The sequence below is a fragment of the Delftia sp. K82 genome (genome assembly GCF_002193035.1).
Lineage (GTDB): Bacteria > Pseudomonadota > Gammaproteobacteria > Burkholderiales > Burkholderiaceae_C > Comamonas > Comamonas acidovorans.
The window spans coordinates 3189997-3213758 of sequence record NZ_MYFL01000001.1; the positions used below are offsets into that span (position 1 = coordinate 3189997).

The following is a 23762-nucleotide window of genomic DNA, read 5'->3' on the forward strand; positions in this document are numbered from 1 at the left end:
GCTGGCTGGGCGATCGGAAGGCTCCATTGGATCGCGTCGCCAGCCATGCCTTCAGAAGCGATGGTGCAACGTGATCTCCGCGCGCCGGCCCTCGCCCACCAACCACTGCGTCGTGGTGTAGTAGGCCGTGGAGAAATAGCGCTTGTCCAGAACGTTGAACCCGCGCAGCGTCAGCGTGGTATCTGCGGTGGCCTTCCATTGCAGAGCCATATCGAAGGTGGTGTACGCCCCCAGCTTCAAGGTATTGGCGTTGTCGGCGTAGCGTTTGCCGACATGGCGCAGCCCTCCTGACAGTGTCCAGTTCGAAGCGAGGTTCCAGCCCACCCAGACATTGGCGACACGTTCAGGCACATCGGTGGGCACGTTGCCATTGCGGGACACGGTGACACCGCCAACCGACTCGCTGAAGTCGTCGTACCGCGCCTTGAGCAAGGCCACGTTGGCATCCAGCCGAACCGTCTTGGCGACCTGCATCGACAGGGTGCTCTCCATGCCTTTGGATGACCGCTGCCCCACCTGGATGCGCAGCGCGGGGTTGGCAGGGTCACGCGTGAGCAGATTGTTCTTGGTGATGGAGTACATCGCCAGTGTCCAGTCGCCCTTGCCTTCCCAGAACGATTGCTTGAGGCCGATTTCGAACTGCCGCCCTGTGGACACGTCGAAAGCGGCGTTGGCTGCAGACAGCATCAGCAGGCCGCTCACCGGATCCGCCGCCTTTGAAGCCTGGGCATACAGTGACAGGCCGGGGTGGAGTTGGTAGACCGATCCCAAGCGCCACCCCGCATTGGAGTAGCTGCGCTTGAAGGCCTGCGTCCCAGCCACCAGGTCCTGGCGCGAGAGATTTGTATGGTCAAACCGCGCACCGGCCACCAATGACCAGCGGTCCGTCATCTCCAGGCGGTCCTCGGCGAACAGCGCATATTGCTCGGCCTTGTTGCGATAGCGGGGAATGAAGGGAATGGAGCTGGTGAATTGACCGGGATCGGGGTTGTAGGGGTCCACCGGACCGGAGCTGCCCGCATAGGTGTTGTTGGAATGCTGGAATGCCGCGCGGTTGACATCGAAGCCCAGGGACACCTGGTTCTTGCGGCCGAAGAGACTGCCGCTGAAGGTCGCATCCGTGGTGTTGCCGGTCTGCGTCTGGTCATGGGCGATCTCGGTGTTTCCGGATCGGTCGATCAGGCCGGTGGAGGCGTTGTACAGGTAGGTCTCGGCGTTGCGCCAGTAGCGGTCGCTGGCTATGTGATAGAGCTTGCTGCGCACGATCACGTTGCTGGAGGGCGTCCATTGCGCCGCCAATTCGGTCCAGCGGTCCTTGTACTGGATGCGGCTGTCGGCCACGTTGTAGTTGCGTTCGCGCACCGCCGGATCCTGAACTCCATTGATCAACGGCGTGCCGAAGTAGCGCATGGGCTTTTGCCGGCCCAGTGCGTGGGACAGCTGCACGCTGAAGTCCTGCACCGGATCCCATCGCAAGGCTGCGGAGAGGGTGCGGTTGCTGGAATCACCCCGGTCAACCCATCCGTCGGAGCGGTCGCCACTGGCATCCAGACGGTAGGACCAGTGCTCATTGATTGCGCCGCCGCTGCCAAAGGCCAGGCCGCGTTTTCCGTCGGTGCCCACCGTGGCCTGGACCTCGTTGCGTATCGGACTGCGCGTGGGCTTCTTGGGAATCACATTGATGACCCCGCCAATGGCGCCATCGCCATAGATCACGGAAGCCGGTCCACGCAGCACTTCGATGCGGTCTACGGACCAGGTGTCGAAGGGAAAACTCACGCCCACACCGCCATATTGGCGAGTGCCGTCATACAAGCGCATGACCGACGTGGTGTCGGTGAAGCCCCGTGCCGACAGCGAACTGCCGCTGTTGCCCGGATGCCCCAGGCTGGTGATACCCGTGGAGCGGGTGATTGCATCGACCAGCGAAGTGTCTCCCCTGGCCTGCAGTTGCTCGCGCGTGATCACTTCGACACTGGCGGGCGTATCGCGTGCGCTGAGATCCAGTCGGCTGCCGGTGGCCAGCGGGCGCTCCAGGGCGCTGTCGCCGGATGAGCGCACGGTGACGGTGTCCAGGGTTGTGGAGGCCTGTCCCCAGCTTGCCGAGCAAGCGAACGCCATGGGGAGCAACACCACGGCCCGGGTCTGGCGAGAACGTTGCAAAAAGGTGGACGAAGAAGTGTGAACGATGCCTTCGGGCATCGCGGGGCCAATGGAACGGGTCATGAGCGATTTGCGTGCAAGTGAGACCTGCCGTGCCCCACAAGGCCCGGCGGCGAAGGTGAGGCAGGCATCGGGGCCCGCCGCACAAGACTTACACGCGCGCCGGGGGACCTCTGGGCGGAAGCGGTGCCCCCACCAGCGCAGCAATGCGCGCCGACTCCACGGGCTGCACCGCCAATCCCAACGGCTGCGGCTGTTCAAACTCCGGCGAAGGATGAAGCAAGGCAGGCGTGACCACCAGGCACAAAGGACAGTCGAGCGAGTGGTGCGTGCCGGCACTCGCCTGTCCTTCGTCATCCAGAACGACGACCTGCATGCTGCCATTGCCCGTGCAAACCACTTCCAGGGAGCGCGGGTGCACGATGGGCGACACCACGGCCATCGCCAATGCCAGCATGAACCACGCCAAAGCAAGGCGGGGCAGCATCAGGCAATTGCGCAAGGTTTGCATGGGTGCGCATTATGGAGGGCCATCGCCTGTTGAGCGAGGCAACTGCCTGGCAAGCTGTTGTGAGTTCCCTGCAAAACTGCCTTGCCATCCGTCGCCTTCAAGCGGCGGCGAGCGCCTTGATCAAGATCAACCGGACCGGATCTGCATCCGCCATTGCGCAAGAAGGTTGCTGTCGGTCCGATATCGCCGCCATAATCGCGGGCTATGCACACCCTTCGCACATCGTCATTCTGGAAGCGCCTCGCCCTGGCGTGGTTCCTGCTGACGCTGGGTGTTGCGGGCGCTTCGCCCTTCGTGAACCCCAAGACCATGGAGCTCATCTGCTCCAGCGGCGGAGCCATCACCATGGTGGTTCTTGACGACGAGGGCCAGGCCCAGGCGCCAGGTCAGCACACGCTCGACTGCTCGATGTGCCTGGCCCCTGCATTGCCTCTGCCTCCCGTCAGCCTGGCGGTGGCACAACCCCATCCTCTGGCGGCAGCCCTGCATCCGTTTGCAGCGGCCCATATCGCAGCCCTGGTCGGCGCGCCGCTTCCGCCCCGCGGGCCTCCCGCACAGGCCTGATTCCCTCGCATCGATAGCGCGGCTGCCTTGGCCGCGACACCATGGCAAGGCCTTGCGCCACGCCAGTTGCGAGGTCATTTCCTGGCCTGCCCCAAGCCCCCATTGCGCCCGCCTGTGACCAGGCCGGCGGTGCGGCGCACGGGCAACGGCCTGCCCTGGATCGTCCAACAATGATTTGCGCAGTTCAGACGGACTGCGTGCACACCCATGCTTGCCCAACGCTTCACCTGCATTCCGGCCGTTTTCCACAGGTCCTCCATCGCCTCGGCGCTTCTCACACTGGCTGCCGGCGCGCATGCCCAGGAGCCTCAGATGGCCCCCGTCACCGTCAATGCCCGCCCCGTGGTGGAAGAGATGGAGCTGGATGCGTTTTCCTCCAACTCGGCCGTGATCACCCAGGACCAACTACGCGACCAGAACGCGGTGGACCTGGCCTCGGCCCTGCGCCGCACGCCCGGTGTCCAGATCTCGCGCTACAACCCCGTGGGTGCCTTTGGCGGCGATCAGGGCGGCGCCGTCTATATCCGCGGCATGGGTGTGAGCCGACCCGGCAGCGAGATCAAGACCTATGTGGACGGCGTGCCGTTCTACATGGGACTGTGGAGCCATCCCCTGCTGGACCTGCTGCCCGTCAACGGCATGCAGTCCATCACGGTCTACAAGAGCCCGCAGCCCCAGGTCAATGGCAACAACTTCGCCTCCATCGACTTGCTCACGCGCCGCGCCACCGAGGACGGCGTGCACGGGGATGCCAGGATCTCGGCGGGCTCCTACGGCACCCTCACCGAACAGGCCAGTCTGCTGGGCAGAAGCGGCAACCTGGATTGGAGCCTGGCCCAGGGCTTTGCGCGCTCGGACGGCCACCGCGCCAATGCGGATGGCCGGCTCAGCAACCTCATGGGGCGCATTGGCTACAGGCTGGATGCGAACTGGTCGGTGGCGGCCAGCTTCCTGCAGGTGGACAACAAGGCCAGGGACCCTGGCGACGCACGGCTTGCCGCTGCGGCGCTGGCCCCCCAGTACAACACCAAGGCCAGCATGTTCAGCAGCTCCGTGTCCCACGTGCATGGTGACTGGCGGGGCGAGCTCAAGCTGTACAGCAACCACGGCCGGGGCGACTGGCTGGACCAGCCCGCGCCGGACGGCGACAGCATCAACAAGTTCCGCATGAGCGGCCTGCGCTGGAAGGAACAGTTCTCGCCCTGGAAGGGGGCCACCGTCACTGCCGGCCTGGACCATGACCGCATTTCGGGCGATGCCGCTTTCAACCGCGTCGCACCAGCGCCGCAGGGATTTTTCCAGGCGCCCACCTTCAGGATCACCTCTCCCTATGCGGGACTCAGCCAGGAGATCCCGCTGTCGGCGACATGGAGCCTGGTGCCCTCCGCAGGCCTGCGCATGTACGACCACAGCCAGTTCAGCTCCAAGGCGGCCCCCCATGCGGGCCTGTCGCTGGCCTCGGAGCAGTTCACCGTCTACGCCAACCTGTCGCGCGGCATCAACTACCCCGGACTGGAGACGCCGCTGCTGGCATCGCTGATTCCGGCCCTGGGCTCCACGTGGCAGCAGTTGTCTGCCGAGGAGATGGACCACGCCGAACTGGGCTTCAAGTGGACGCTGTCGCAGGCCACACAGCTTGACGCAAGCATCTTCCACGACAAGGTCAAGAACCGCTATGTCTTCGGCTTTCCGCCCAATGTCCCGCCCCCGCCGCAGTTCATCAACCTGGGCGGCTACACCATGCGCGGCATGGAGCTGTCGCTGCGCCAGGCGCTGGGCGGCGGCTGGTCGGGCTTTGCCGGCCTGACGCTGCTGGACCCCAGCATGGACAACCTGCCCTACAGCCCGCGCCGCGCGCTGACGCTGGGCGTCAATGGCAAGGCCGGCCCGGTGCGGGTCGCCTTCGATGCGCAGTACCAGTCGGCAGTCTGGGCGCTGAGCCGCGCGCGGGGCGCCGATGCCGCCAACACCGAGCGCGTGGCCGGCTTTGCCGTGGCCAACCTGCGAGTGGCCTATCCGGTGCCTGCCCTGGGCAGCAAGGGAGAGGTTTTCCTGGCCGTGGAGAACCTGTTCGACCGCAACTACGCCTATCGCCCCGGCTACCCCATGCCCGGCCGCTCGGCACAGATCGGCGTGGCGGCCAGCTTCTGATCCCCCGCCCGCACAGCCCGCACAGCCCGCACAGCCCGCACAAGGAGCACACATGAGACATCTTTCTTTGAGCAGCATCGCCCTGTCGATGGCCCTGGTCCTGGGCCTGCCCGCCATGGCGGCGGCCTCGGGCGCGACGCCCCCCGCCACGGCCGGATCGGCTGACGCGGCGGCCATCCGCAGCGTCATGATGGCCACCTGGGACAAGCCCGAGGCCAGGCTGGAGGTAGCGCCCATTTCCATCGAAGGCGGCCATGCGGTCGCCGGATGGATACAAGGCGATCGCGGTGGCCGGGCCCTGCTGCGGCGCGACGCGCACGGCCAATGGCTGGTGGCCGTCTGTGGCGGCGATGGGCTCAAGGACCCCAAGATGCTGGCAATGGCTGGCCTGTCTGCATCGGCCGCGCGCAGCCTGGCCAGCAAGGTCGTACAGGCCGAGTCCGCCATGCCCGCCCCGCGCCGCGCCCTGCTGTCCCTGTTCGACGGCATGGTCCATATGGACGCGCAGGGCCAGCATCCCCCATCCGCACATCCGGCCCATTGAGCCGATCGCATCCTCCACACCATCCACCGTCCGCCTCACGTAATGTCTGTCTCCCTCTCCTTCTCGCGCAGCCCCCTGGCCCTGTCCATCACCCTGGCACTGGCCTCGGCGGCACATGCCCAGGGCCTGGTCGCCCCCCAACCGTTGAGCCAGGACGACTCCGCCCTGACGCTGGGCACCATCAGCATCACCTCCAAGGCCTCCGGCCCGCTGTCCACGCGCAGCGTGTTCAGCTCCGTGGACATCGTGGGCGCGGACATCCTCGAGAACGAGCATGTGGACTACAGCTGGGAGCTGCTGTCCAAGGCGCCCGGCGTGCAGGTCACGCAGTTCAAGCAGGGTACGGATGCCGGGCGCTTCTCCTTCCGGGGCTTCAACGGCGAAGGCCGCATCAATGCGGTCAAGCTGCTGATCGATGGCATCCCCAGCAATGACAACGCCGGGGGGATGCCCTTTCTGGACGCGGTCTTCCCGCTGGACATCGAGGCCATCGAGATCGTGCGCGGCACCAATGACGCGCGCTACGGCCTCAACAACATCGCCGGCAATGCCAACGTGATCACCCGCACGGGCGGCAACGAGGGCCGTGCCAGCGTGACCGTGGGCAGCTTCGGCACCAAGGAGTGGCAGGTGTCCAAGGGCATCGAAAGCGGCAACTGGAGCCAGAACTACTTCCTGGCCTGGCGCGATTCGGACGGCTACCGGGACCATGCCGATGCCCGCAAGCTGTCCCTGTCCGGCAAATGGTTCTACACCTCGGACGATGGCCGCTGGCGCACCGGCGTGATCGCGCGCTACTACCGCAACAAGGCGCTGGAGTCGGGCTACCTCAGCTACGAGGAAGCCATCAGGGCGCCGCGCAGCTCCCCGGCCTATGCGGCGGCCGACCGTGGCGAGCGGGAAACCGGCCAGCTCAGCGCCCACCTGGATGGCGAACTGACGCCCGAGCTGTCGCTGTCTGCCAAGGTCTACGCCAACCAGTACGAGAACCAGCGCTGGGTGCGCTTCTCGGCAGCGGGCTCGCAGCAGGAGCGCTACAACGACGAGCAGCAGCAAGGCGCCATCACCACCCTGACCTGGCGCCCCAAGGTGGCCTGGGCGCATGAATTCACGCTCGAAGGCGGTCTGGACGCTCAGCGGCAAAGCAACCTGGGCCAGCGCTACCGCACCACGGAGCGCGTGCGGACCTCGCAGTTCCGCGACTGGGACTTCGACCTCAATACGCAGGGCGCCTACGTGCAGGCCGTGATCCGCCCCATCGAAGCCCTGCGGATCATCCCGGCGCTGCGCGTCGACAATGTCGATGGCCACTTCATCGACCGCCTGGCCGGCACGCGCGCCCCCGTGCATGACTACGGCCTGATCAAGCAGCCCAAGATCAGCATCGCCTACACCCTGAGCCAGCAGGCCAGCGTCTACGCGAACTGGGGCCGGACCTTCCAGATCGGCTCGGGCATCGACGCCTACCGCACGCAGGATCGCAACCTCAGGCCCTCCATCAATGATGGCTGGGAAGCGGGCGTCAAGTTCTCTCCCCTGCCCTGGCTCAACGGCCGTGTGGCCTACTGGGAGCAGCGCGCCTCGGGCGAGGTGGCCCGGGTGCTGGGCGTGGACGGCCTGCCCGACCCGGGCGGCCTGGGCAACGTGGGCAAGACGCTGCGCAAGGGCTACGACATCCAGCTCAACATGAAGCCCCATGCCCGCACCACGGCGTGGATCGCCTACTCCCACCAGGTGGCGCGCATCACCGCGCCCGACCCCAGCGCACCCGCTACCCTGGGCAAGGAAATCGAGAACGTGCCGCACTACCTGGTCTCGGCCGGCGTGGACTGGCAGGCCACGGACCGGCTGAAGCTGTCGGCCTGGGGCAATGCCCAGGGCGACTACTACCTGGAGCGCACCAATACCCAGGGCCGAGCAGGCAAGTTCGCCGTGCTGAACCTGGGTGCCAGCTACCGCCTCTCGGAGACGATGGACCTGGGCCTGCAGGTCAAGAACGTCACCAACCGCAAGTACGTCTACGCCTGGTATGACAGCGGCTCCTCGGGCTACTCGCCCGCCGACGGGCGCGGCGTCTATGCCAGCATGAACCTGCGCTTCTGATGGACACGCCCCAGCCTTCCGACGCATCAGGCGCGGCCCGGGCGCGCCCCCAGGCACGCGACCGTGCGTCCGACCTCTACAGGGCGGTCTGGCGCTGGCATTTCTATGCCGGCCTGCTGGTCTTGCCGTTTCTCGCCTGGCTGGCGGTCACGGGAGGCCTGTATGTCTTCAAGAACCAGATCGATGGTTTTTTCCACGATCGCCTGCTGCATGTGGCGCAACCGCAGACACCCAGGGCGGCGCACTCCCATCAGGAGATCGCCGCTGCAGCACTGGCGGCGCAGCCGGGCAAGCTGCTCAAGTACCTGCCCGCGCCCGGGCCGACGCGAACGGCCGAGGCGTTGATCGCAACGGTGGATGGGCAACGGCTGTCCGTCTTTGTGGACCCCTATAGGGCAGAAGTCGTGGGCACCTTGCCCGAGGGCGGCAGCGTGGCCTGGACGATACGCAAGCTGCACAGCCTGAAGTATTTCGGCTCCGTGGCACGTGGCGCCATCGAGATCGCTGCGGGCTGGTCCATCCTGCTGGTGGCCACGGGCGTTTACCTGTGGTGGCCGCGCGGCCGCAGCGGCGGTGTGGTCTCCGTGCGCGGCACGCCTAGCAAGCGGGTGTTCTGGCGGGATCTGCATGCAGTCACCGGATGGGTCGTGGGCGGCGTGCTGTTGTTCCTCGCGCTGACGGGGATGCCCTGGTCAGTGCTGTGGGGCGCCAAGGCCAACCAGTGGGCCAATGGCCACAACTACGGCTACCCGGCCGGACTGCGCGTTCAGGTTCCCATGTCCGGCCTTCGGCTGTCCGAGGACGGGCACACGGCATGGTCGCTGCAGCAGGCGCAGCTGCCACAGTCGGGCCATGAGGGCCATGAGGGCCATGAGGGCCATGAGGGCCATGAGGAGCATGCAGGTCACGACGCCATGCCGGACCAAACGCCTTCATCGTCGCACTCTGCCTCCCCGTCTCAGCCTGCCTCCCCGTCTCAGCCTGCCTCCCTGTCCCTAGACCAGGCGGTGGCCGCTGTCGAGCGCCTGGGTATCGCAGCCGGCTATGCCATCCAGCTGCCCAAGGGGCCGCAAGGGGTCTACACCGCCTCCGTCTATCCCGAGGACCTGTCCCACCAGCGTGTGATCCATCTGGACCAGTACAGCGGCAAAGCGCTGCTGGACATGTCGTATGCGGACTATGGACCGCTCGGCAAGACCCTGGAATGGGGCATCAACGTGCACCTTGGGCAGGAATATGGCGTCGTCAACCAAATCGTATTGGTAGTGGCCTGTCTGGGCATCGCCTTGCTGTGCGTCACGGCCGCCGTGATGTGGTGGAAACGCAGGCCGGCCCGGCTCCTGGGCGTGCCGCCCATGCCCGCAAACCGCCGCGTGCTGCAGGGGGTGTCCGCCATCCTGCTGCTGGGAGCGATCCTGTTTCCGCTGGTCGCGGTATCCCTGCTGGTCATGGCCCTGCTGGACCGGCTGGCCTTCCCGCCCCACAGTACAGCGGCCCACTGAGCCTGAGCACGGCGCACGCACCCGACACACACGACATTTTTTACCAATGAAGGAGAACCCCATGAAACGCCACGTCCACTTGCTTGCCCTTGCCGCCGCCATGATCAGCGGATTCGCCAATGCCCAGGTCAGCGTCAGTGATGCATGGGTGCGCGCCACCGTGCCGCAGCAAAAGGCCACCGGCGCCTTTCTGAAACTGCAGGCCGCACAGGACAGCAAACTCGTCGCAGCGACTTCGCCCCTGACGCCGGTCGTCGAAGTCCATGAGATGGCCATGCAGGACAACGTGATGAAGATGCGCCAGGTGCCGTCCATCGCGCTGCCGGCAGGCAAGACCGTGGAACTCAAGCCCGGCGGCTACCACGTGATGCTGCTGGACCTCAAGCAGCAGGTGCAGGAAGGCCAGACCGTGCCGCTGACCCTCATCATCGAAGGCAAGGACGGCAAGCGTGAATCCGTGCAGGTGCAGGCGCCCGTACGCCCGCTGGCCACCAAGGCGGCGCCCTCGGGCCACGATCACAAGCACTGACACGGGGCCCATGCGCTGCACCAGCCTCCGCATCAAGCGCCTGGTGGCCTTCGGGCCACCCGCCTGGCCGTGGGCGTTGCCGGGCGCACGACAGCGGCGCGACCAGGGACGGCGCTTTGCCGCCTGGATGGCTGCGGCGCTGCTGTTCGCCTTTGTGCACCCTGCCCTGGCGATGGTGCTGGCATCGGGCCAGGGCAGTGGCGACCCGCTGGCGCGGCTGGCCATGGAAGTCTGCACACCCCTGGGACTGCAGCAGGCGCAACCGGTGTCTGCTGCAGGCGAGCCCGAAGCCGATGGTCAAACCACGGCCGCTGGCCAGGCGCATTGCCCCCTGTGCCGGGTCGTGGGCGATGCCCCTCCTGATTTGTCCCGCGCGGACCTGCGCTTTGCCGCGCCGCCGCCTCCCACCCCGCTGCCGCCCCAGGCCCTGCGCCCGCGGGACACCGTGCTGCGCGTGGTGCTGAGCACTCCCCCCAGGGCACCTCCCCTTTCCTGACGCCCGAAAGGGCCGCACGGGCGGCATGCCGCCGCCCATTCCCGAACTCCTTTCCCATGCCAAGCCGCGACCCGTGTCGCAGCCTGCAGGGTTACCCACGCCTGCGCGCCGCCATGGCCCCAGCGCAGGCACCAAGAAACCGTTTACCCATGCGTACCACTTACTTTGACAACTCCCGCTTTCCCCTCGCCCTGATCGCCACCGCGCTGCCGCTGCTGCTGGCCGCCTGCGGTGGCGGCGGAGGCGGTGACAACAGCCAGCCCACCACGCCCACAGGCCCCCAGCCCGTGGCCATCGAGTTCGCCGCCAAGGCCGGCAACCTGCCCGCCAAATGCGGCACGCCCATCGCCGGCATGGGAACCACCCAGGCCACGGTGGACCTGCATGACCTGCGCTTTTACGTCAGCGGCGTCTCGCTGATCAATGACAAGGGCGAGGCCGTGGCCGTCACCCTGGACGTCAACGACTGGCAGACCAAGGAGGTGACGCTGATCGACCTGGAGGACGGCACTGGCGCATGCGCCGACGCAGGCACGCAGTCGCAGAACACGCAGGTCCGGGGCACGGTGCCCGCAGGCACGTACAAGGGCATCAGGATGACCGTGGGCGTACCCTCCTCGGTCAACCATACCGACTATGCCGTCGCGCCCAAGCCGCTCGATGTGCAGGCCCTGGCCTGGTCGTGGCAGGCCGGCCGCAAGTTCGCCCAGATCGAGGTCAACCCCGTGGGCGGCGTGGCCCGCCCCGCGCCGGCCGCCCCCGGCAAGACGTTCTACGTGCACCTGGGCTCCACCGGCTGCACGGGCAACCCCGTGACCGGCGAGACGGTCAGCTGCGCGCGTCCGGACCGCATGGATTTCGGGTTCGGCGATTTCAATGCCGGTACCCAGAAGGTGGTGCTGGACATTGCGCAGCTGCTGCAGGGCTCGAACGTCAAGGAAGACCTGGGCGGCGCCGCCGGCTGCATGTCCGGGGCCACCGATCCGGAGTGCGTGCCCATCTTCAGCGCGCTCAAGATCGATCTGACCACGGGCCGCTCCATCAATGAAGGCAGCGGCCAGACCGTGTTCCGTACCGAGGCCAAGTAATGCACAAGCCCCATTCGCTTCGGCGGGTGGCGGCATGGACCGCCGCCCTGTGCGGCCTTGCCGGGGCCATCGCCCTGGCGGGCTGCGGGGGCGGCGACACCGCCGTCCACGATGACTCCGGCAGCAGCACGGGCTGGTCCTGGGTGCTGCCCTCCTTTTTCCCCACGCCCAAGGTGCCCGACTCCAACCCCATGACGGCGGAGAAGGCCGAGCTCGGCCGCTTTCTGTTCTACGACAGGCGCCTGTCGGGCAATGGCACGCAGGCCTGCGCGAGCTGCCACATACAGTCCAAGGCCTTCACCGATGGCCTGACGACATCACTGGGCTCCACGGGGCACGCACATCCGCGCAACGCCCAGAGTCTGGCCAACGTGGTCTACAACGCCACGCTGACCTGGGCCAACCCCTCGCTGGTCACGCTTGAAAAGCAGATGGAGACACCGCTGTTCGGCACGGACCCGGTGGAGATGGGCGTCAACGACAACAACAAGGAGGAAATCCTCGCGCGGCTGGCTGCCGACACCGGCTACGGCCCGCGCTTCGCCAGGGCCTACCCGGGCCAGGCAGCGCCCATCACCTGGGGCAATGTGATCCACGCCATCTCGGCATTCCAGCGCACCATTCTTTCGGGCAACAGCAAATATGACCAGTACCTCAAGGGCAGCACGGCACTGAACCCGGCCGAGCAGCGCGGCATGAACCTGTTCTTCGGCGAAAAGGCCGAATGCTTCCACTGCCACAGCAGCTTCAACTTCAACGACCAGATCGTGCACGCGGGCAGCCGCATCGTCGAGACCCCGTTCCACAACACGGGTCTCTACAACATCGGCGGCACCGGCGCCTTCCCCGAGCCAAACCGGGGCGTCTACGAACTGACCCAGCTCTTCAAGGACATGGGCAAGTTCCGCGCCCCCAGCCTGCGCAATGTGGAGGTCACCGGCCCCTACATGCATGACGGCAGCATCGCGACGCTGGAGGAAGTGCTGCAGTTCTATGCGGCCGGGGGCCGCAACATCACGTCCGGCCCGCATGCCGGCGACGGGCGCGCCAACCCCAACAAGAACGACTTCATCAACCAGATCGCCCTGACGGCCGACGACCGCGCCGACCTGCTGGCCTTTCTCAAAACCCTCACGGACCATGAGCTGCTCACCAACCCCAGGCTCGCCGATCCCTTTGCACGGCAGGCAGGCCAATAGCATGCAACGCACCTTCCTCGCGCAATGCACACCGCTGGCAGCGGCCATCGCCATCGCCTTGGCGGCAGGCAGCGCCGCCGCGCACACCCTGGATGACGGCATACCGCAGATCAACGGCCTGCGCATCGACATGGCGGCGGTGGCCGCCTATCTCCATGGCGATTCCACCTTGCCGGCGCCCAGGCTGGCCGGCACGCTGGGCCTGGGCGACACGCCTGACGACCAGCGCGGCTGGCGGCTGGAGCATGGCACCCTGGGCGCCGGCCTGCGCGTATCTCCCCAACTGGGGGCCAACATCGTGATGGGCTGGCACGACAGCGACCCAGCCCACGTGGAGGCCGCCTGGATAGAGGCGCGCAGCGGCTCAGACGCAGAACTGACCCTGGGCGCAGGCCGCAACCGCGTGCCCATGGGGCAGGTGCTCACGCGTGCCGGGCACTTCGACCGCTACGGCCAGATGCCGCTGGCCAAGCGGGCGGCCTTCAACGGCGACTGGATCGAGGATGGCGTCAACGCCGCCTGGCGTCCCCACCTGCAAGGCGCCATGTCCTGGCTGCAAGGCATTGACCTGGGGCTGTGGCGCGCCCGGCGCTTTCCCGGCAGCGACAACGCCGCCTGGGCACCCGTCGTGCATGCCAGCGCCGCCTGGACCTCGGTGGAGGCAGACGTCTTCTACAGCCGGATGCAGCCCAAGGGCCGCGGCGCCTATGTACAGCGCTCCAACAGCGGCCACATCCACACGGCGCCACAGTGCAACGCCAGCCTGCGCGACATCACCTGCTTCGACGGCACCGTGGACCTGGCCGGGGCCAGCGCTACCTGGACCACGCCGCTGCAGGGCGTCAAGCTCACCGCAGCAGGCATCTGGCGGCGCGAAAGCGGAAACCTCTATTCCCAGAACGGCGACACCAGCTACCAGGGCCGCACCCTGGGCGGCTGGCTGGAGGTGCTCTGGCAGCCGCGCGCACGCTGGCAATTCGGCGCCCGCCAGGAATGGCTCAGAAGCACCAATCGCGTCAGCGGGCCGGGCGCCCTGCTGGTGGCCACGGACGCCAACCTGCTGCCCAACAACCCATCGCGCCGCTTCACGGCCATGGCCGGCTGGCGCCCCGTCAAAAGCGTTCTGATCGCGCTTGAAGCCGGGCGCGAGCACATCGCTGGCAAAGGCCATACGGTGGCAGGCCTGCGGCTGATCTGGACCCCCGATGCCCTGTTTGAAAGGAACTGGAAATGACCACGATGCTTCGCCGCCATGCGCTTGGAATGCTGCTGGGCATGGGCTGTGCCCTGACACTGCCGCTGACGGCACGGGCCCATGACTTCCGGGCGGGAGCCCTGGTCATAGACCACCCCTACGCCACGCCCTCCATCGCCGGCTCCAGCAACGGGGCGGCGTATTTGCGGGGGATCAGGAACAAGGGAAAGAACGCCGACCGGCTCATCGGGGCCAGCACACCAGCGGCCGCACGCGTGGAGCTGCATGAGATGAAGATGGAGGGCGACATCATGCGCATGCGCGAAGTGCCCTTCATCGAACTGCCCGCAGGCCAGGAGGTGCAGTTGCGCCATGGCCAGTCACACCACCTCATGCTGATCGGACTCACGCAGCCCCTGCGCGAGGGTGATCGCTTCGACCTGACGCTGCAGTTCGAAAAGGCTGGCGAGTACAAGGTCAAGGTCTGGGTGCAGCAACCCAAGCGCATGCCATCCGGACACCAGCACCCGCATTGAACGGACATGCGGCAGGAGCCGTGCCCCACAAGTCGAGATGCAGCCATGAACTGCTGCAATCGCCACCATGGGGCTTGCCGGCAGCTCAGTCTTCGTCCAGCGCCTCAAACCGCTCTGCCAGGAAATCCAGCAGCGCCCGCACGGCCGGCAGCAGCCCGCGCCGTGAGGCGAACACCGCATGGATGATCTCGCGCCGTGGCGCCCAGCCCGGGATGACGTGGACCAGTTCACCGCGCGCGATCTGCTCGCGCACCATCATCGAGGGCAGTTGCACCACGCCCACCCCCGCCAAGGCCGCCGCGCGCAGCGCCAGCATGCCGCGCGTGACCAGGCGCGGCCGGTGGCGGATGGCCGCCTGCGTGCCGTCCGGGCCGATCAGGTGCCACACATGCTCGTGCTGCGGCAGGCCCAGGTCCATGCTCGGCAGGCCTGCCAGGTCGGCGGGCACCTGGGGGATGCCGCCTGTCAACAGCTGCGGGCAGGCCACCAGGCATTGCCCGCGCTCGGCGAGCATGCGCATCACCAGGTCGCTGTCCTCCAGCGGCGGCGGGCGCACGCGGATGGCAACGTCGATTCCTTCGCCCACCACGTCCACGCGGCGGTTGGTTTCCTCGAGGTGGATCTCCACGCGCGGGTACGCGGCCATGAAGGCCGCCAGCATGTCGGCGATGCGCGCATCAAGCAGTGCCACCGGGCAGGTCATGCGCACGATGCCGCGCGGCTCGGCGTGGGTCAGCGCGATGGCCTCGTCGGCGGCGTCGGCCTCCACCAGCATCGCCTTGCAGTGGCCGTAGTAGGTCTGGCCGGTCTCGGTGACGGCAAATCGCCGCGTGGAGCGCTGGATCAGGCGCGTGCCGAGACGCTCCTCAAGCTGCGCGATGCGCCGGCTCAGCTTGGATTTGGGCATCCCCAGCGCGCGGCCCGCGGGCGCAAAGCCGCCGTGGTCCACCACCTGCACGTAGTAGTAGAGGTCGTTCAGGTCTTTCATTGCACACCGTCTCCATCGTTCCTCAGATAGGACTCTGATGGCAATTATTAACGACTACCGCGCTCATTGTTCAAATCCTATTCTCTATCCGTCAGCCAAGACCTTTGTCTGGGCGACCCAAGGAGATTCACCATGACCAAGCCCTACGTCCGCCTGGACAAAGACAACGCCGCCGTGCTGCTGGTAGACCACCAGACCGGCCTGCTATCCCTTGTACGCGACATCGACCCGGACAAGTTCAAGAACAACGTGCTGGCGCTGGCCGACATCGCCAGCTATTTCAAGCTGCCCACCATCCTGACGACCAGCTTCGAGAACGGCCCCAACGGACCGCTGGTGCCAGAGCTCAAGAGCCAGTTTCCCCAGGCGCCCTACATCGCCCGGCCCGGCAACATCAACGCCTGGGACAACGAGGACTTCGTCAAGGCCGTGAAGGCCACGGGCAAGAAGCAACTCATCATCGCCGGCGTGGTGACCGAGGTGTGCGTGGCCTTCCCGGCACTGTCGGCCATCGAGGAAGGCTTCGACGTCTTCGTGATCACTGACGCCTCCGGCACCTTCAACCCGATCACCCGCGATGCGGCGTGGAATCGCATGTCGCAGGCCGGCGTGCAACTGATGAGCTGGTTCGGCGCTGCCTGCGAACTGCACCGCGACTGGCGCAACGACGTGCAGGGGCTGGGCACTCTGTTTTCCAACCACATCCCCGACTACCGCAACCTGATCACGAGCCACACCATGCTCACCCAGGGCAATTGAGGAGAAGACCGTGAGCACACCCCAAACCATCGCCAACTTCAACGGCGCCCGCCCGGTCATCGATCCCGACAATGTCGCGATGCTGCTGATCGACCATCAAAGCGGCCTGTTCCAGACCATCAAGGACATGCCCTTCACCGAGGTGCGTGCCAATGCCACCACACTCGCCAAGGTAGCGACACTGGCGAAGATCCCGGTCATCACCACCGCATCGGTGCCGCAGGGTCCGAACGGCCCCTTGATCCCCGAGATCCACCAGTACGCACCGCATGCCCGGTACGTTGCGCGCAAGGGCGAGATCAACGCCTGGGACAATCCGGAGTTCGTCGCTGCCGTCAAGGCCACTGGGCGCAGGCAGCTCATCATCGCGGGGACGATCACCAGCGTCTGCATGGCCTTCCCCAGCATCGCCGCGGTGCACGAGGGCTACCAGGTCTTCGCGGTGATCGACGCCTCGGGGACCTACTCGAAAATGGCGCAGGAAATCACGCTGGCGCGCATCGTGCAGGCTGGTGTCGTGCCGATGGACACGGCGGCGGTGTGCTCGGAGGTGCAAAAGACCTGGAACCGTGAGGACGCGTTGCAGTGGGCGCAGGCCTACAGCGCCGTCTTCCCGCCGTACCAATTGCTGATCGAAAGCTACTCCAAGGCGCAGGAAGTGGCCAGAAACGGTGAGCAGCTGGATTCGCAACGCACCTGACTGCGGTAGCACGGCACGGGTACGAGGCCGCTTGCCCAGGGCAGGATGGCGCGCCGGCACCCCGCAAGTTTGTCAGCCGGACTGCAGGCTTGCGGCGTCTCCCAGGCCAGGGGCAGAAGTCATTACACTTGTCGCCAAGCCGAAAGGCCCGGTGTGTCGAAGCACCTTACCAGTAGCGTTTGCGACCCCCAACGTCAAGCGGGGTTCTGTCATGCCCGAATTCCTGAGGCGGACGTGCCTGTGCACGCCCCTTCCAACGGTTTTGGGCGGGATGGGGCTCTCCGTGAGGACGCCCGCACGGCTACTGACGTGCTTCGAACATCCCGTCCACCCGTCTCGTGTCGAAGCGGTGCGGGTGGCTTCCTTGAATCCAGTAGGAGCCAAGCGATGACCGCATCTTCACCCGCTTCCCGACCACCCCCTTCCCTCACCACTCGCCAAGCGGGAAAAGCCAAGGCTTGCCGCAGGCATCGCAGGACCCACTGCACCATGCAGACCGCGCTGGCCTTCATGCAGCGATCCCTGGAATTCCTGGTGCGCGTGGCAGGCGAACACGACAACGCCAACTACGACGACGACGGCACCGATACCGATGTGGAACTGGCCGTGGAACTGGCGCTGGAGCACATCAGGCGCCTGCGCGCAGCGGGGCCCATGGAGCGCGAGGCCTTCGCCCAACACTGGAGCATGGCGGCGGCCGCCATCCGGCTGGGGACGCTTGCCTACGGCCGCACCGACAGCACCTACTACCGCATGCTGGGCTTTGTGCAGCAGCAGTTCGAGGTGTCGGCAGCCATGGTGGAATTTGTGGATGAGGCGCAGGACTGAGATCCCGGCCCCGGTGGCGCTCAGCGCCAGCAGTCCTCCACCGTTCCCAAGGGCGAGGGCGAGATGCCTTCCTGCTTGAAGCCGCATGTCCAGGGCCGGATGGCGCGCCGGCACCTCGCGAGTGTGTCAGCCGGACTGCAGGCTTGCAGCGTCTCCCAGGCCAGGGGCAGAAGTCATTACACTTGTCGCCAAGCCGAAAGGCCCGGTGTGTCGTAACACCTATCTGGAGAGGTTGCAGCCCCCACCTTCAAGCGGGGTTTTGTCATGCCCAAATTTAAGAGGCTGGTGCGCCCGTGCGCGCCAGCCTGCATGGTTTCGGGCGAGATGGGCCTACCCGCGAGGATGGCCGCACGGCTCCGGACGTGTTACGAACATCTCGTCCACCCGTCGCCCTTCGTAAGGCAGCGTGTGGTGCTCAATGAGCCCGGAGCAAGAACCATGACCGCATCTTCACCCTCCTCCCGTCCGCCCCCTTCCCTCACCACTCGCCAAGCGGGAAAAGCCAAGGCGTGCCGCAGGCACCGCAGGACCCACTGCACCATGCGGACCGCGCTGGCCTTCATGCAGCGATCCCTGGAATTCCTGGTGCGCGTGGCAGGCGAACACGACAACACCAACTACGACGACGGCACCGATGCCGATGTGGAGCTGGCCGTGGAACTGGCGCTGGAGCACATCAGGCGCCTGCGCGCAGCGGGGCCCATGGAGCGCGAGGCCTTCGCTCAACACTGGAACATGGCGGCGGCCGCCATCCGGCTGGGGACGCTTGCCTACGGCCGAACCGACAGCACCTACTACCGCATGCTGGGCTTTGTGCAGCAGCAGTTCGAGGTGTCGGTGGCCATGGTGGAATTTGTGGATGAGGCGCAGGACTGAGACCCCGGCCCCGGTGGCGCTCAGCGCCAGCAGTCTCCCACCGTTCCCAAGGGCGAGATGCCCTTCACGCCCAGGGCGTTCAGGGTGTAGTCGCCACAGCGCCTGTCCGTTGCCTGGCGGCCGGTGCGCGTGGCCTTGAGCGTGTAGCCGCCGTCATTGGCGGCCGTGGCCATCGTCAGGGTGTAGTGGCCGTTCTCGGACTTGTCCCCCCAGGGCAGCCTGAGGTTGGCGACGGAGCTTGTGTAGCCGCCGTTCTGCGCCCGCCAGCGCTCCTGCCGGGCGGCGGCCTCGCCCAGCAGGCTTTGCGCCTCCACGCGCCGCGATCGCAGCACGTATTCCTGGTAGGAGGGGTAGGCGATCGCCGAAAGAATGGCGATCACCGCCACCGTGATCATCAGCTCGATCAGCGTGAATCCATGTAGCTTGCTGCGCACGCATTTCTCCTTGGGGGCCCGCAGGGCCAGCCAGACGGCCGGGGCCGGCAGGCCCCTGTGTGTAGTGGATGGGTGTGTAGTGGATGGGATGGCGGTCACGGGTTCGCTGGCTGGCGGCGCCAGCTCTGTCGCCCCCGGTCCACTCCGCTGTTGATATCGTCGCCCCCGGTCTTGACTGGGTCTCCCGCCCCGCTTGGCTTTCCGCTGGAGTCGAAGATCTTCGCGCCGCTGATGGTGGGCCTGCCCGGCCCCACCTCGCGGCCGTTGACCTGCTGGCCTGCCAGGTTGTCGGAGGCGTTGAAGATGCCGTCGCCGTTCACATCGAAGGCGACATAGTCGGTCTTGCCCCCAGTGTCGGGATCGATGGCGTAGATCGTGCTGGCCAGGCCCGCGGAGCAGGGGTCGCCCAGCGGCGGCCGGATGGAGGTGAACACCAGTCCCCGCCCGTACAGGCTCATGTCGTAGACCAGTCTTTCTCCGTCGCGCGGCAGATCGACGTACCAGCCCCAGCTGTGCACATTGGAGTCGGCGGTGCTGGTGGCGTCCTTGTACCAGGTGACCGGGTTGGCCGACAGGGCGAACTTGCCCGGAAAGCCGCTCACCTGGGTGAACTGCTGGGCCTGCAGATCCCCGCGTCCCTTGCCGGCGGTAGGCAGCGGCTGCGGCGCAGTCGTGGCGGGTGTGCCGTAGCGATCCCAGATACCGAACACCGATTGCCGGCGCATGTCCAGCTTGTCGTCATCCGTCATGAAGCGGCCCGTACCGAAGGCCACCACATCGCCCTTGCCGCTGGAGTGCCGCACCACGTAGGGTGCGGTGGTGATGGACAGCCGCTTGCCGCCGCTGCGTTCGGACTCGCGTGCCACAAAGAACAGTTGCGCATTCCATGAGCCGCTGGCACCGCTGGCCAGGTCCACGCGCCATACATTGCCCGCAAGATCACCGGCATAGGCCAGGTCCACCTTGCCATCGCCGTTGTTGTCCACCACGGCGGCGCGCGACAGGCCGTTCTTCGGCGCAGGCAGCGCGCTCAGCTCCGCGGCCGTCATGCCTGCCGCGAAATCAAAGCGCCGGATGACCTCGCCACTGGAGACATCCAGCACAAACAGGCTGGACTCGCCGGAGGCGCTGTTCGACGCCTGGTAGCCATTGGACAGGAACACCACCCACCTGCCCTTGGACCGGCCGGCGTCGTTGAGCCGCGCAACGACAGGCGCGGGCATCGAGTAACCCATGCGTTCGTCCTGTTCAACCCCGAACTCCCACAGCAACCGGGGGGAGGTGGGGTCCGTGACGTCCAGCGCGAAGACCTGCCGCCCGCCCGCGCCCAGGCTGCCGACCAGCACCCTGTGCCAGGCGTTGCCGAAGTAGACATCCGAGACCACGGGCGTCCCGTCCACGAAGTAGCGGTGGGGAGCGCCGCCCGCGCCATACCGGGACGTCAGGACATTGAGCGAATTCTTCACCCCCGATGGAATGAAGGCGAACTCCTCCTTGCCCGATGCCGCGTCGAAGGCGTGCAGCATGCCGTCGTTGGCGCCCACATACAGCATCTCCTTGGCCGCCTGTTTCGCGGCAAAGGCGGCATAGGTGGCGCTGCCCTCCAGCTTGTCCGCAGCGGAGGCGCGGTACAGGCCGCCCTTGACCCGCACCAGCGAGGAATTGACGATATCGCCCAGCACATTGGGCTTTCCGCTGTCCAGGGGCTTGCGCACGCGCAAGTCATCGCGCACCTCGCCACGCAGGAACTCGATGCGCTTTTTTGCCTGGCCATCGGCGGAGTTCGTGGCAGGGTCCGTGTTGAGCACGGCCAGCCAGGACGCATCGGAGCGCTGCCCGCTGAGACTGGAGTACGTGAAAGGGCTCAGCGACACGGCACTGCCGGTCCTGCTGGGATAGTAGATCTTGCGGTCATCGGCGGACCGCGCCGACAGGAGTTCCGCCGCGCTCCAGACCAGCGTTCTGTCGCTGGTGGTGAGCTTCTCGCGGATGACGTCGCCGCTCCAGTACTGGACCTCGAACGTGGTCCGGTACAGGTCGGCGCCTTCGCCCAGTGTCGCAGTGGGCATGTCCACGCTGACCGCCGTCACGGAACTGATGCTCTGCAGGATGTCGTTGAACGCCTTGGTCAATTGGTCCTTGAGCGTGCCGGCATTGGTCACCAGAAAATAGTTGTCCGGATCTCCCGTGATCTTGGAGGGGTCGCGGTCCGGCACACCGTACTTGGCGGCATACCACAGCGGTCCCTTCAGGAAGCTGCCCGCGTCGGTCGCATTGCCGGGAGTGAAGCTGCGGGTGGCCGTGAGTCCCAGGTTCGTGCATTCCGTGCGCTGCTGGGCCGAGATGCTGCCCCGGCAGTAGCCCGGATCGCGATTGGGTGGCGTGTTGTAGGCGTAGTAGGCCGAGGCCGTGTCCTTGTCACGCACCTCCAGGTACATGCCGTCCTTGGTGGTGCCCGAGATCACATAGCCCATGTGCTGTCCCAGGCCGCCAGCGGCGTATTCGGACACCATGTCGATCTTCACCTTGCCATCGGCCTGCAGCGCGACCGTGTAGCGCGCGATGGCGTCCATGTCATGGTCGGCGCCCTGCTCCACGTCCTCGTAGTTGATGCGGAACTCCGCGTAGGGCCGCCCGCCATTGACCGAGGCATCGATGTCCGCCTTGCCCGTGTTGGCAATGTTGACCACGTAGTAGTCGACGATCTGGTTGGTCGGCGTGAAGACCGCATTGTTCACGGTGCTGCCACCGGCACTGCCGGAGACGGTCTTGGCAAACGGCGCAATGGTCACAAAGCGTTTGCCGCCGATCGGAAAGCGTATTTCCGGCAGCGGTGACGCAATGGCCACGGAGTAGGTCCTCAACGCATTCTTGCCCTGGCTGTTGCCGAAGATGGCATTCCTGGCGCCGAAACGGGCCACACCGGCGGCATAGTAGGTGCCTTCCTTGCTGGGCTCCTCGGGAGACAGGCCGCGCGCCCAGGACAGGTCTGCAATGGTCTTGACCGAAGGAGCCTGGTCGGCATTGGCCGACGTTGACTGGCCGATGAAGAAGTTCTTCCCGTCTATGCGCTCGGCCGAGCCGATGGCCGCCGCCTCGTCAGAGACATTGAAGCCATTGAGGGCGCTGGCACCGACGCTCGCGTAGCGGCTGCCGGGCAGCTTGCCGTCGTAGGAGGGATTGATGTCGCTGAGCACCGTCATGACGGGACGGGAGCAGTACTGGTAGCCGCCCCCGCCTTCGGCCTTGGCCCTGTAGGGCGTTTCCCAGGCGGGCTTGGACAGGCCCAGGGACGCATCCTTGGAGGAGCTGCCGGCGTAGTCATAGATGCCGAGGGCCTGGGACGCGCCGCCGAAATAGCGCATGGTCTCGAACATCATCTCGCTGATGGGGTTGCCCCACATGGCGCACTTCGAAGGCTTGTCCAGCGAACTGATGGGGCCGGACGTGATCCAGCCGCATTCCACGTATTTGCCGCCGGTGTAGCCGATCAGGCGCTGGCGGTCTATGTTGGCGACCACGCCATTGACACCCGTCCTGAACTGGCCCGTCTGAGGGTCGACTTCCTCTGCGAAATTGCTGATATTGCGGCGCAGCACGCCGCCAGCGATGTTTTTCTCGTACGAGCCTGTGAGCAGGCCGAAGTACATCTTCCCGTTCTCTCCGAAGTCGTGCAGCAGCCCCGTGGGCTTGTAGATGGTCTTGCCGCCGTTGGGATAGGCCTTGCAGCTGGCCTCGAGCAACTGGACATTGCTGCTGGAGCAGGCCTCCACAAGCAGGTTGTAGTCGGTGATCCTGCTGGTGCCTCGCGCGCACGAATTGCCGCCTGCACAGTTGCTCTGCCCTGCAAAGCCCTCCTGGGACACCCAATCCCAGATCTGGAACGAGGAGTCATTGAGCACGCGCAACTGGGTGATGACGCCAGCGGCCTCCCCCAGCGTGGTGACGGCAAACAGATGGCGCGTACCGGACGCCGGCTGGCGCAGCGGCGCATAGTCCGAAATGCTGTAGACCTTGGCATCCCGCGCAGGGTCATAGGCCTTGCCCCAGCTGTGCGCATCCCTGGGAATGTAGGCGGTCTGCAAAACGGTGCGCGAAGCCGTGTCCTCCGCACGCATGCCGCCATAGAGCACGCGGCGTATGGCGTCCATGCGCGATGTGCCCAGATAGTTCAGGAAGTCGCCGCTCCAGTTGTTCGAGCACTTTTTCCTGTTGCTTCCGGTCGCTGCCTGCGAGGGCACGAAAACACCCTTGGAATAGCTATAGCAGACGTTGTTGTTGAAGTAGCCGTAGTAGTCGATCTGGTCCGGCTTGTACCCGACATCGATCACACCGTCGCCGTTGAGGTCGGAGGCATCGTTGTAGGCCTCGTAGTACAGCTTGTGGTCACGCCCCATCACCAGCATGTTCAAGGGCGCCAACGCCTGGTTCACGAACAGCGGCAACTGGGACAGCACGGTGTCCGCACGCCCCTGGGCATGCGCCGGCGTACTGGTCAGTGCCAGTGCGCACGTCCACAGCGCCAGGGCCGGCCACGCGCGTGCCCGGCCCTGGCGCGCCCTCGGGCCATGCATGATTTTCCAACTTGCAATGCGA

Annotated in this window: 20 protein-coding genes; 15 read left to right on the plus strand and 5 right to left on the minus strand. The window is 66.1% G+C overall.

Translation table 11 applies throughout. The features are described from left to right. Nucleotides 1-51: 51 nt before the first annotated feature. Together KDK82_RS13980 and KDK82_RS13985 are read right to left on the minus strand one after the other, a co-directional pair. Nucleotides 52-2226, minus strand: coding sequence for a TonB-dependent siderophore receptor (locus KDK82_RS13980; protein ID WP_088165235.1), 2175 nt, complete (start codon nt 2224-2226; stop codon nt 52-54). An 88-nt stretch (nt 2227-2314) separates the two neighbouring features. Continuing rightward, nucleotides 2315-2674 (minus strand): DUF2946 family protein, encoded by a 360-nt coding sequence (locus KDK82_RS13985; RefSeq protein ID WP_088165236.1) that lies wholly within the window; start codon nt 2672-2674, stop codon nt 2315-2317. Between the two features lie 204 nt (nt 2675-2878). Between KDK82_RS13985 and KDK82_RS13990 the strand changes: the two genes are divergently transcribed. From KDK82_RS13990 to KDK82_RS14040, 11 genes are all read left to right on the plus strand, one after another. Further along, nucleotides 2879-3238 (plus strand): DUF2946 domain-containing protein, encoded by a 360-nt coding sequence (locus tag KDK82_RS13990; RefSeq protein ID WP_088165237.1) that lies wholly within the window; start codon nt 2879-2881, stop codon nt 3236-3238. A 312-nt stretch (nt 3239-3550) separates the two neighbouring features. Continuing rightward, nucleotides 3551-5389: a TonB-dependent receptor gene (locus KDK82_RS13995; RefSeq protein ID WP_047327275.1), complete on the plus strand. Its 1839-nt coding sequence runs from the start codon at nt 3551-3553 to the stop codon at nt 5387-5389. Nucleotides 5390-5441: 52 nt separating this feature from the next. Further along, nucleotides 5442-5933, plus strand: coding sequence for a copper uptake system-associated protein (locus tag KDK82_RS14000; protein WP_016445420.1), 492 nt, complete (start codon nt 5442-5444; stop codon nt 5931-5933). 42 nt (nt 5934-5975) lie between these two features. Beyond that, nucleotides 5976-8036, plus strand: a complete 2061-nt coding sequence (locus tag KDK82_RS14005; protein WP_088165238.1) for a TonB-dependent receptor — start codon at nt 5976-5978, stop codon at nt 8034-8036. After that, entirely contained in the window at nt 8036-9538 is a 1503-nt protein-coding gene (locus KDK82_RS14010; protein WP_088165239.1) for a PepSY domain-containing protein, read from the plus strand. Before KDK82_RS14005 ends, KDK82_RS14010 begins: the two co-directional genes overlap by 1 nt. A 61-nt stretch (nt 9539-9599) precedes the next feature. Continuing rightward, complete coding sequence (locus KDK82_RS14015) at nt 9600-10067, plus strand: copper chaperone PCu(A)C (protein ID WP_088165535.1); 468 nt, start codon at nt 9600-9602, stop codon at nt 10065-10067. A gap of 10 nt (nt 10068-10077) precedes the next feature. After that, nucleotides 10078-10563 (plus strand): DUF2946 family protein, encoded by a 486-nt coding sequence (locus KDK82_RS14020; RefSeq protein ID WP_088165240.1) that lies wholly within the window; start codon nt 10078-10080, stop codon nt 10561-10563. Between the two features lie 149 nt (nt 10564-10712). Then, nucleotides 10713-11651, plus strand: a complete 939-nt coding sequence (locus KDK82_RS14025) for an MbnP family copper-binding protein (RefSeq protein WP_088165241.1) — start codon at nt 10713-10715, stop codon at nt 11649-11651. Then, nucleotides 11651-12850 carry a methanobactin export MATE transporter MbnM gene (locus KDK82_RS14030; protein WP_012204740.1) on the plus strand — a complete coding sequence of 400 codons (1200 nt, stop codon included), beginning with the start codon at nt 11651-11653 and terminating at the stop codon, nt 12848-12850. Before KDK82_RS14025 ends, KDK82_RS14030 begins: the two co-directional genes overlap by 1 nt. Before the next feature lies 1 nt (nt 12851). Beyond that, nucleotides 12852-14084 (plus strand): hypothetical protein, encoded by a 1233-nt coding sequence (locus tag KDK82_RS14035; RefSeq protein WP_088165242.1) that lies wholly within the window; start codon nt 12852-12854, stop codon nt 14082-14084. After that, the gene (locus KDK82_RS14040) at nt 14081-14581 is read left to right on the plus strand and encodes a copper chaperone PCu(A)C (RefSeq protein ID WP_088165243.1); all 501 of its coding nucleotides are present in this window, start codon (nt 14081-14083) and stop codon (nt 14579-14581) included. The genes KDK82_RS14035 and KDK82_RS14040 overlap by 4 nt, the downstream gene beginning before the upstream one ends. Before the next feature lie 85 nt (nt 14582-14666). On the opposite strand, the gene KDK82_RS14045 is transcribed toward KDK82_RS14040, so the two are convergent. Continuing rightward, nucleotides 14667-15569 (minus strand): LysR family transcriptional regulator, encoded by a 903-nt coding sequence (locus KDK82_RS14045; RefSeq protein WP_016445413.1) that lies wholly within the window; start codon nt 15567-15569, stop codon nt 14667-14669. Nucleotides 15570-15701: 132 nt separating this feature from the next. Between KDK82_RS14045 and ycaC the strand changes: the two genes are divergently transcribed. The 4 genes from ycaC to KDK82_RS14065 all read left to right on the plus strand — a co-directional run bounded on the left by ycaC (nt 15702) and on the right by KDK82_RS14065 (nt 18732). Next, entirely contained in the window at nt 15702-16328 is a 627-nt protein-coding gene (gene ycaC / locus KDK82_RS14050; protein ID WP_034392043.1) for an isochorismate family cysteine hydrolase YcaC, read from the plus strand. A 10-nt stretch (nt 16329-16338) separates the two neighbouring features. Next, complete coding sequence (locus KDK82_RS14055) at nt 16339-17028, plus strand: hydrolase (protein ID WP_013803115.1); 690 nt, start codon at nt 16339-16341, stop codon at nt 17026-17028. 489 nt (nt 17029-17517) lie between these two features. Then, nucleotides 17518-17856, plus strand: a complete 339-nt coding sequence (locus KDK82_RS14060; protein ID WP_088165244.1) for a hypothetical protein — start codon at nt 17518-17520, stop codon at nt 17854-17856. Nucleotides 17857-18396: 540 nt separating this feature from the next. Then, the gene (locus KDK82_RS14065; protein ID WP_088165245.1) at nt 18397-18732 is read left to right on the plus strand and encodes a hypothetical protein; all 336 of its coding nucleotides are present in this window, start codon (nt 18397-18399) and stop codon (nt 18730-18732) included. Nucleotides 18733-18752: 20 nt separating this feature from the next. Here KDK82_RS14065 and KDK82_RS14070 read toward each other — a convergent pair whose 3' ends face one another. Together KDK82_RS14070 and KDK82_RS14075 are read right to left on the minus strand one after the other, a co-directional pair. Beyond that, nucleotides 18753-19166 (minus strand): type IV pilin protein, encoded by a 414-nt coding sequence (locus KDK82_RS14070; protein ID WP_179217905.1) that lies wholly within the window; start codon nt 19164-19166, stop codon nt 18753-18755. Nucleotides 19167-19261: 95 nt separating this feature from the next. Further along, a complete protein-coding gene (locus KDK82_RS14075) occupies nt 19262-23740 on the minus strand; it encodes a pilus assembly protein (RefSeq protein ID WP_256974483.1) in 4479 nt (1492 codons plus the stop codon). Between the last annotated feature and the right edge of the window lie 22 nt (nt 23741-23762).

What these genes read in the sequence shown, in the direction of transcription:
- KDK82_RS14020 (WP_088165240.1), top strand. Translation starts at nt 10,078, where the DNA reads ATGCGCTGCACCAGCCTCCGCATCAAGCGCCTGGTGGCCTTCGGGCCA.
- KDK82_RS13995 (WP_047327275.1), top strand. Translation starts at nt 3,551, where the DNA reads ATGGCCCCCGTCACCGTCAATGCCCGCCCCGTGGTGGAAGAGATGGAG.
- KDK82_RS14060 (WP_088165244.1), top strand. Translation starts at nt 17,518, where the DNA reads ATGCAGACCGCGCTGGCCTTCATGCAGCGATCCCTGGAATTCCTGGTG.
- KDK82_RS14075 (WP_256974483.1), bottom strand. Translation starts at nt 23,740, where the DNA reads ATGCATGGCCCGAGGGCGCGCCAGGGCCGGGCACGCGCGTGGCCGGCC.
- KDK82_RS14025 (WP_088165241.1), top strand. Translation starts at nt 10,713, where the DNA reads ATGCGTACCACTTACTTTGACAACTCCCGCTTTCCCCTCGCCCTGATC.
- KDK82_RS13980 (WP_088165235.1), bottom strand. Translation starts at nt 2,226, where the DNA reads ATGACCCGTTCCATTGGCCCCGCGATGCCCGAAGGCATCGTTCACACT.
- KDK82_RS14000 (WP_016445420.1), top strand. Translation starts at nt 5,442, where the DNA reads ATGAGACATCTTTCTTTGAGCAGCATCGCCCTGTCGATGGCCCTGGTC.
- KDK82_RS14035 (WP_088165242.1), top strand. Translation starts at nt 12,852, where the DNA reads ATGCAACGCACCTTCCTCGCGCAATGCACACCGCTGGCAGCGGCCATC.
- KDK82_RS13990 (WP_088165237.1), top strand. Translation starts at nt 2,879, where the DNA reads ATGCACACCCTTCGCACATCGTCATTCTGGAAGCGCCTCGCCCTGGCG.
- ycaC (WP_034392043.1), top strand. Translation starts at nt 15,702, where the DNA reads ATGACCAAGCCCTACGTCCGCCTGGACAAAGACAACGCCGCCGTGCTG.
- KDK82_RS14005 (WP_088165238.1), top strand. Translation starts at nt 5,976, where the DNA reads ATGTCTGTCTCCCTCTCCTTCTCGCGCAGCCCCCTGGCCCTGTCCATC.
- KDK82_RS13985 (WP_088165236.1), bottom strand. Translation starts at nt 2,674, where the DNA reads ATGCAAACCTTGCGCAATTGCCTGATGCTGCCCCGCCTTGCTTTGGCG.
- KDK82_RS14045 (WP_016445413.1), bottom strand. Translation starts at nt 15,569, where the DNA reads ATGAAAGACCTGAACGACCTCTACTACTACGTGCAGGTGGTGGACCAC.
- KDK82_RS14015 (WP_088165535.1), top strand. Translation starts at nt 9,600, where the DNA reads ATGAAACGCCACGTCCACTTGCTTGCCCTTGCCGCCGCCATGATCAGC.
- KDK82_RS14065 (WP_088165245.1), top strand. Translation starts at nt 18,397, where the DNA reads ATGCGGACCGCGCTGGCCTTCATGCAGCGATCCCTGGAATTCCTGGTG.
- KDK82_RS14010 (WP_088165239.1), top strand. Translation starts at nt 8,036, where the DNA reads ATGGACACGCCCCAGCCTTCCGACGCATCAGGCGCGGCCCGGGCGCGC.
- KDK82_RS14040 (WP_088165243.1), top strand. Translation starts at nt 14,081, where the DNA reads ATGACCACGATGCTTCGCCGCCATGCGCTTGGAATGCTGCTGGGCATG.
- KDK82_RS14030 (WP_012204740.1), top strand. Translation starts at nt 11,651, where the DNA reads ATGCACAAGCCCCATTCGCTTCGGCGGGTGGCGGCATGGACCGCCGCC.